Source organism: Corallococcus exercitus (assembly GCF_003611585.1).
GTDB classification, from domain to species: domain Bacteria; phylum Myxococcota; class Myxococcia; order Myxococcales; family Myxococcaceae; genus Corallococcus; species Corallococcus exercitus.
The window spans coordinates 1-6,724 of record NZ_RAVW01000489.1; the positions used below are offsets into that span (position 1 = coordinate 1).

6 protein-coding genes are annotated in these 6,724 nt (G+C 71.0%); 3 read left to right on the forward strand and 3 right to left on the reverse strand.

What is annotated here, in order from left to right; genetic code table 11:
• Positions 1–134: 134 nt before the first annotated feature.
• The gene (locus D7W79_RS36595) at positions 135–1,631 is read right to left on the reverse strand and encodes a M50 family metallopeptidase (protein WP_244222166.1); all 1,497 of its coding nucleotides are present in this window, start codon (positions 1,629–1,631) and stop codon (positions 135–137) included.
• A gap of 20 nt (positions 1,632–1,651) precedes the next feature.
• Positions 1,652–2,074 carry an NUDIX domain-containing protein gene (locus tag D7W79_RS36600; RefSeq protein WP_120529920.1) on the reverse strand — a complete coding sequence of 141 codons (423 nt, stop codon included), beginning with the start codon at positions 2,072–2,074 and terminating at the stop codon, positions 1,652–1,654.
• 73 nt (positions 2,075–2,147) lie between these two features.
• On the opposite strand from D7W79_RS36600, the gene D7W79_RS36605 reads away from it, so the two are divergent.
• Both D7W79_RS36605 and acs read left to right on the forward strand, forming a co-directional pair.
• Positions 2,148–2,630, forward strand: a complete 483-nt coding sequence (locus D7W79_RS36605) for a hypothetical protein (RefSeq protein WP_244222167.1) — start codon at positions 2,148–2,150, stop codon at positions 2,628–2,630.
• Positions 2,631–2,693: 63 nt separating this feature from the next.
• Positions 2,694–4,646 (forward strand): acetate--CoA ligase, encoded by a 1,953-nt coding sequence (gene acs / locus D7W79_RS36610; RefSeq protein ID WP_120529922.1) that lies wholly within the window; start codon positions 2,694–2,696, stop codon positions 4,644–4,646.
• A gap of 25 nt (positions 4,647–4,671) precedes the next feature.
• Here acs and D7W79_RS44005 read toward each other — a convergent pair whose 3' ends face one another.
• On the reverse strand, positions 4,672–4,827 hold the full coding sequence (locus D7W79_RS44005) for a hypothetical protein (RefSeq protein WP_158617143.1): 156 nt from the start codon (positions 4,825–4,827) through the stop codon (positions 4,672–4,674).
• Positions 4,828–5,058: 231 nt separating this feature from the next.
• Between D7W79_RS44005 and D7W79_RS36615 the strand changes: the two genes are divergently transcribed.
• Positions 5,059–6,724 (forward strand): dipeptidase (locus D7W79_RS36615; protein ID WP_120529923.1); only part of this gene is annotated, 1,666 nt, incomplete at its 3' end.

Genomic DNA, 6,724 nt, shown 5'->3' on the forward strand with positions numbered 1-6,724 from the left:
GAAGAGGCCTTGGCTTCTATTGGCGCACACCCGGCCGTGCAATCAACGCCGTTGAGTGCAGCCCCGCGGCACCTGCCATCCAGCAAGCGCTCCTCTTCCAGGAGGGCAGCCAGTGGAGCAGGCGGCCGGCCGCTTCAGGGAGGCGAGGGCGTCACGACGCGAGCAGTGCCCGCGTCTGGCGCGAGCGGCGCGGCGGTGACAGCCGTGCCCGCGTCCTGCGCCCGGGGCGCGACCGTGGCGACGGAAGTTCCCGCATCCTGTCCGGGAGGACCAACGGCGGTGGGGGCTCCCACGGTGAGCGCGGGAGGTGCGAGCGCGGTCGTGCCCGCGTCCTGCGCCCGGGGGGCGCTGGCGGTCGCGGACGTCCCCGCATCCGATGCCAGTGGCGCGGCAGGGGCCACGGAAGCTCCCGCCGGAGGCACGGTGACCGCCAGGTGCACGCCCGCATCCACGACCGGGTGAACGGGGGCCACCGCCTGCTTCACCGCCACCGGCGCGAGCTCCGGCGCCGGGAGGACGCCCGCGTCCGGAGCGACAGGAACCGACGTGGCCAGGGGCGCGCCAGCGGGGGCCTTCAGCCCGCCGTTCGGAGCGTCCGCCGATGGCAGCGCGCGGCGGATCTCCGCGCCCGCCGTGGCCACGATGCCAATGGACAGGAAGAGGAACCCGGCCGTCTGCGCCACCGTCTCCACGCGGGGCGGGATGCGCCGTCCGCTCACCGCCTCGATGGCGAGCAGCAGCACCCGGCCGCCATCCAGGCCCGGCACCGGCACCAGCGTCAGCATCGCCAGCGCCACGGAGGCCGCCACCAGCGCGCGCACCAGCGCATCCACGCCGGACGCCGTGGACGACGCGACGTCGGAGGACTCCTGGCGCATCAGCGCGCCCGGCCCGGCCCGGCCCGCGACCTGGGGCCCGCGCACCATCGCCACCAGCGTGGACAGCGCCTCGGACGCCACGCGCCCGGTGTGCACCAGCGACTGGGTGAAGGCCTCGCCGGGCGCGTGCTCTCGGAACACGTACTGCTGGCTCACGCCGATGCGCCCCGCGCCGCGCTCGTCCGCCCGGGGCCGCACCGTCACCGTGCGCGGCTCGCCGTGCCGGTCCACCGAAAGCTCCAGCGTTCCACCCACGCCGTCCGCCACCCGCGTGACGAAGTCCGACCAGTTCTCCAGCGGCTTGCCGTCCACGCCCACCAGCCGGTCCCCCGGCAGGAGCTGCGCCCGCGCCGCCTCCGAGCCCGGCAGCACCGTGCCCACCGTCAGCGGCACCACCACGTGCGTGCCCGACGAGTACAGCGCGAACAGCAGCCCCACCGCGACCGCGTAGTTCGCCAGCGGCCCCGCGAGGATGATGGCCATCCGCTTGAGCGGCCCCAGCGTGCCGAACCCCGACGTGTCCTCCTCCGCGGAGCGGTGCGGGTTCATCCCCTGCAGGTTCGCGGAAGCGCCCAGCGGCACCGCGCCCAGCACGAACTGCGTCCCGCCCAGCCGGAACGACAGGAGCGGCGGCCCGAAGCCCACGGTGAAGCGCGGCACCCGCACGCCCAACAGGCGCGCGGCCACCAGGTGCCCCAGCTCATGGACGATGAGCAGCGCTCCGAGCGCCAGGAGGACGAACAGGTAGTGCATCCGCGAAGGCCCGCTTCCGCCTACAGCTTGCGGCGCTTCCCGGTGCGCTTGTAGGTCAGGTAGTCCGACAGGATGGTGCCGTGGTCGAAGCACAGGTCCTTGGGCAGCGCGTCCACGGTGAACGTCTTCGCCTCCGCCGCGTCGTCCGCGCCCACCGGCTCACCCGTCGCCTTCGCGATGAACACGGTCGAAATCGTGTGCAGACGCGGGTCCCGCTTCGGATCCGAGTAGCTGAAGAACTGCTCCTCCAGCGTCACGTCCAGGCCCGTCTCCTCCTTGGCCTCGCGGATGGCCGCCTTGTCCAGCGGCTCGCCCTCGTCCACGAAGCCGCCCGGCAGCGCCCAGCCCACCGGCGGGTTCGCGCGGCGGATGAGCACGATGCGCTCGCCGGACAGCTCGATGATGCAGTCCACGGTGGGTTTGGGGTTGCGGTATTCAGGCATGGCGTCGCACTCTACCCAAAGCCCCCCGGCAAGCGCCCGTTCCGGATGCCTTCCGTGGGCGATGGTGCGTGCCGTGTCTACCCTGCGACGCCTCTGCCTCCCCGCCGTCCTGGCCTTCACGCTGGCGGGCTGCCTGCCCTACAGCCAGAACGAGGGCGAGTACGAGCTCATCCCCACGGAGACCCTGCGCGACGACTGCGGGCTCCTGGCGAAGTTCCAGGGCAACCTCCATCTGAACATCCAAATCTCCGGACGCGTGGTGCGCGCGGACTTCGGCGTGCAGAACATGCAGCTGCTCGGCTACTTCCTGGAGGACGGCGAGGCCTTCACCGCCGACGGCAGCGTGGCCAACGTCAGCACCACCGTGGACGGGGCCAACGAGTGCCTGCTGGACCAGGTCCAGGTGCACCTGGACGCGACCACGCGGTGCGCCACCGAGTTCAACGGCCAGCTGCGGCTCGCCTACGACGCCAACAACGACACCGCCTGCACCTGCGAGCTGTGGTTCCGCTTCGACGGCGTTCAGGGGAACACCCGCTGCGAAGGGAACCCTTGAGATAGCGGGGGGGGCTTCCTACAACAGGAGGGCTGTTCCCACGCTGAAGCTGGAGGGACGCCCATGGCCAACCCGCACGAAATCGTCTCGGTCCTGACCGAGTCCCGCGTCTTCCCCCCGCCCAAGGAGTTCTCCGAGCGGGCCCACATCCGCGGCATGGAGGACTACCGGCGGCTCTGGGACGAGGCCGCGAAGGATCCGGACAGGTACTGGGGCGACCGCGCCCGCGAGGAGCTCTACTGGAAGGAGCCCTTCCAGACGGTGCTGGACTGGAAGCCGCCCCACGCGCGCTGGTTCGTCGAGGGGAAGACCAACCTCGCCTACAACTGCCTGGACCGGCACCTGCCGAAGCTCCAGGACAAGCCCGCCATCCTCTTCGAGGGCGAGCCGGGAGACCGCCGCGCCATCACCTACGGACAGCTGTCCCAGCAGGTGAACCGGCTGGCCAACGGCCTCAAGTCGCTGGGCGTGAAGAAGGGTGACCGCGTGGGCATCTACCTGCCCATGGTGCCGGAGGCCGCCGTCGCGATGCTCGCGTGCGCGCGGCTGGGCGCGGTGCACTCCGTGGTCTTCGGCGGCTTCTCCGCGGAGGCGCTCCAGGACCGCATGAAGGACGCGGGCGCGAAGGTGCTGCTCACCGCGGACGGCGGCTGGCGCAAGGGCGCGGTGGTGCCGCTGATGAAGAACGTGGAGGCCGCGCTCCCGAACGCCCCCAGCATCGAGAAGGTCGTCGTCCTCACGCGCACCGGCGATGGCAAGCTGCCGGAGGGCCCGAAGTTCCTGGCGTGGGACGCGCTGGTGAAGGGCCAGTCCGACGTCTGCGAGCCGGAGTGGGTGGAGAGTGAGCACCCGCTGTTCATCCTCTACACGTCCGGCTCCACCGGGAAGCCCAAGGGCGTGCTGCACACCACGGCCGGCTACGCGCTGGGCGCGTCGCTCACCACGCGCTGGGTGTTCGACCTGCGCGACGAGGACGTCTACTGGTGCACCGCGGACGTGGGCTGGGTGACGGGCCACACGTACGTCGTCTACGGCCCGCTGATGAACGGCGTCACCACCATCATCTACGAGGGCGCGCCCACGCAGCCGGGGCCGGACCGCTTCTGGGACATCATCGAGCGCTACAAGGCCACCATCCTCTACACCGCGCCCACCGCCATCCGCGCCTTCATGCGCCTGGGGGACGAGCCGGTGAAGAAGCACGACCTGTCCTCGCTGCGCCTGCTGGGCAGCGTGGGTGAGCCCATCAACCCGGAGGCGTGGATGTGGTACCGCGACGTCATCGGCGGGGGGCGGTGCCCCGTCGTGGACACGTGGTGGCAGACGGAGACGGGCGGCATCATGATCTCCCCGCTGCCCGGCGCCACGCCCACCAAGCCCGGCTCCGCCACCTTCCCGCTGCCCGGCATCCACGCGGAGATTTTGGACCGCGAAGGCAAGCCCGTGCCCAAGGGGCAGGGCGGCCTGCTCTTCGTGACGAAGCCCTGGCCGTCCATGCTGCGCACCGTGTACGGGGACCCGGAGCGGTACGTGAACACGTACTTCAGCGAGCTGCCCGGCATGTACTTCACCGGCGACGGCGCGCGCACGGACGCGGACGGCTACTTCTGGCTGATGGGCCGCGTGGACGACGTGGTGAACGTCGCGGGCCACCGCCTGGGCACCGCGGAGGTGGAGAGCGCGCTCGTGGCGCACGCGAAGGTGTCCGAGGCCGCGGTGGTGGGCCGCCCGGACGACCTGAAGGGCACGGCGCTCGTGGCCTTCGTGACGCTCAAGCAGGGCAACGCCCCCTCGGACGCGCTCAAGAAGGAGCTTGCCGTGCACGTGTCCAAGGAGATTGGCGCCATCGCGCGGCCGGATGAGATCCGCTTCGCGGAAGGCCTCCCCAAGACGCGCTCCGGGAAGATCATGCGCCGGCTCCTGCGCGACGTGGCCGCGGGCAAGCAGTCCACGCAGGACACCACCACGCTGGAGGACCTCAACGTCCTGGCCGCGCTGCGGCAGAACGACGAGTAGCCCCCAGCCCCGACAAGCGGCCGCCCTACGGGTCCTTCGCGTCCTTCTGGGGGCGGCCGTACTTGTCCTTCACCTGGTCGCGGTCCGCCTTGCTCCACCAGATGCGGGAGCTCCAGAGGGCGGGGCCGAGCACGACCGTGAGGACGAAGAACACCACCAGGCCCACCACGATCTCCGTCACGGCTTCCTCCAGAGGGGAGCCCTGGGGGCTGGACGGCCCCCGGGCGGGGAAAAGCCAACCCTAGCGCCCCGGTGCGGCGGCTGCCATCCAGCCTGAGGGCCGGGAAGTAGCGCGGCGCTCGGCGGCCATCGGCTTCACGCATGGTGCCGCCCGGCGGGGGCCCGGGTGCCTGACGGTCGGGCAACCTGTCCGGGCGGGCAGCGGGCGACGGTCCTGCTAGATTGCGCCGCCATGAACCGATTCCCCTCGACCCTCCTCACCGCGCTGCCGCTGACGGCTGTGCTCGTGGCCCCCGTCGTCGCGGACGCCTGCACCAGCATGCTGGTGACGAAGGGCGCCACGACGGACGGCTCCACGTTCATCACCTACGCGGCGGACGCGCACGAGCTGTACGGCGAGCTGTACTACACGCCCGCGCGCCGCCACGCGGCCGGCGCCATGCGCGACGTCGTGGAGTGGGACTCCGGCAAGTTCCTGGGCCGCATCAAGCAGCCGGCCGCCACGTACTCCGTGGTGGGCAACATGAACGAGCACCAGCTCTCCATCAGCGAGTCCACCTTCACGGGCCGCAAGGAGCTGGAGGGGCCCTCGGGCCTCATCGACTACGGCTCGCTCATCTACATCGCGCTGGAGCGCGCGAAGACGGCCCGCGAGGCCATCCAGGTGATGACGGACCTGGTCGCCGAGTACGGCTACGCCTCCACCGGTGAGACGTTCTCCATCGCCGACCCGAAGGAGGCGTGGCTCCTGGAGATGATCGGCAAGGGCGAGGGACAGAAGGGCGCGGTGTGGGTGGCCCGCAAGCTGCCGGACGGCTACATCTCCGCGCACGCCAACCAGTCGCGCATCCGCCAGTTCCCGCTCAACGACAGCGCCACCACGCTGTACGCGCCGGACGTCATCACCTTCGCGCGCGCGAAGGGCTGGTACACGGGCGCGGACAAGGACTTCAGCTTCGCGGACACGTACCACCCGCTGGACTTCGGCGGGCAGCGCTTCAGCGAGGCGCGCGTGTGGAGCATCTTCCGCCGCGCGGCCCCGTCCCTGAAGCTGGGCGTGGAGTACGCGGACGGCGCGGACACCACGAAGCGCCTGCCCCTGTGGGTGAAGCCGGACAAGAAGGTGTCCGTGCAGGACGCCATGGCACTCATGCGCGACCACTACGAGGGCACGCCGCTGGACATGTCCAAGGACGTGGGCGCGGGGCCCTACGCGGTGCCCTACCGCTGGCGCCCGATGACGTGGGACGTGGACGGCAAGAGCTACGTGCACGAGCGCGCCATCTCCACGCAGCAGACGGGGTTCTCCTTCGTCGCGCAGATGCGCTCGTCGTTGCCGGACGCCATCGGCGGCGTCCTCTGGTTCGGCGTGGATGACACCTTCACCACCGTCTACACGCCCATGTACGCGGGCATCCGGCAGGTGCCGAAGAACTTCGCGCAGGGCGTGGCCAGCCGGGGGGACTTCTCCTGGGACTCCTCCTTCTGGGTCTTCAACTGGGTGTCGAACCAGGCCTACGGGCGCTGGAGCGACATGATCGTCGACGTGCAGAAGGCGCAGGGGGACCTGGAGGGCCAGTTCCTGGCGGACCAGGCCAACGTGGAGAGCGTCGCGCAGGTGCTCTACAAGCGGACGCCGGAGCAGGCCCGCCAGTACCTCACCGAGTACTCCATGCAGCAGGGAGACAAGGTCCACGCGCGCTGGCGCAAGCTGGGCGAGCAGATGCTCGTGAAGTACATCGACGGCAACGTGCGTGACGCCACGGGCAAGGTGGGCCACCCGCGCTACCCGGACGCGTGGTACCGCCGCATCGCGGCCGACAACGGCAAGATGCTGGAGTCGCACGAGAAGCCGGAGCCGAAGCCCGCCGCCGCGCCGGCCCAGCCCGTGCCCCCCG

Bases quoted from the DNA above. Each gene is read 5' to 3' on its own strand.
- acs (WP_120529922.1), top strand. From the start codon at position 2,694: ATGGCCAACCCGCACGAAATCGTCTCGGTCCTGACCGAGTCCCGCGTC.
- D7W79_RS36600 (WP_120529920.1), bottom strand. From the start codon at position 2,074: ATGCCTGAATACCGCAACCCCAAACCCACCGTGGACTGCATCATCGAG.
- D7W79_RS36595 (WP_244222166.1), bottom strand. From the start codon at position 1,631: ATGCACTACCTGTTCGTCCTCCTGGCGCTCGGAGCGCTGCTCATCGTC.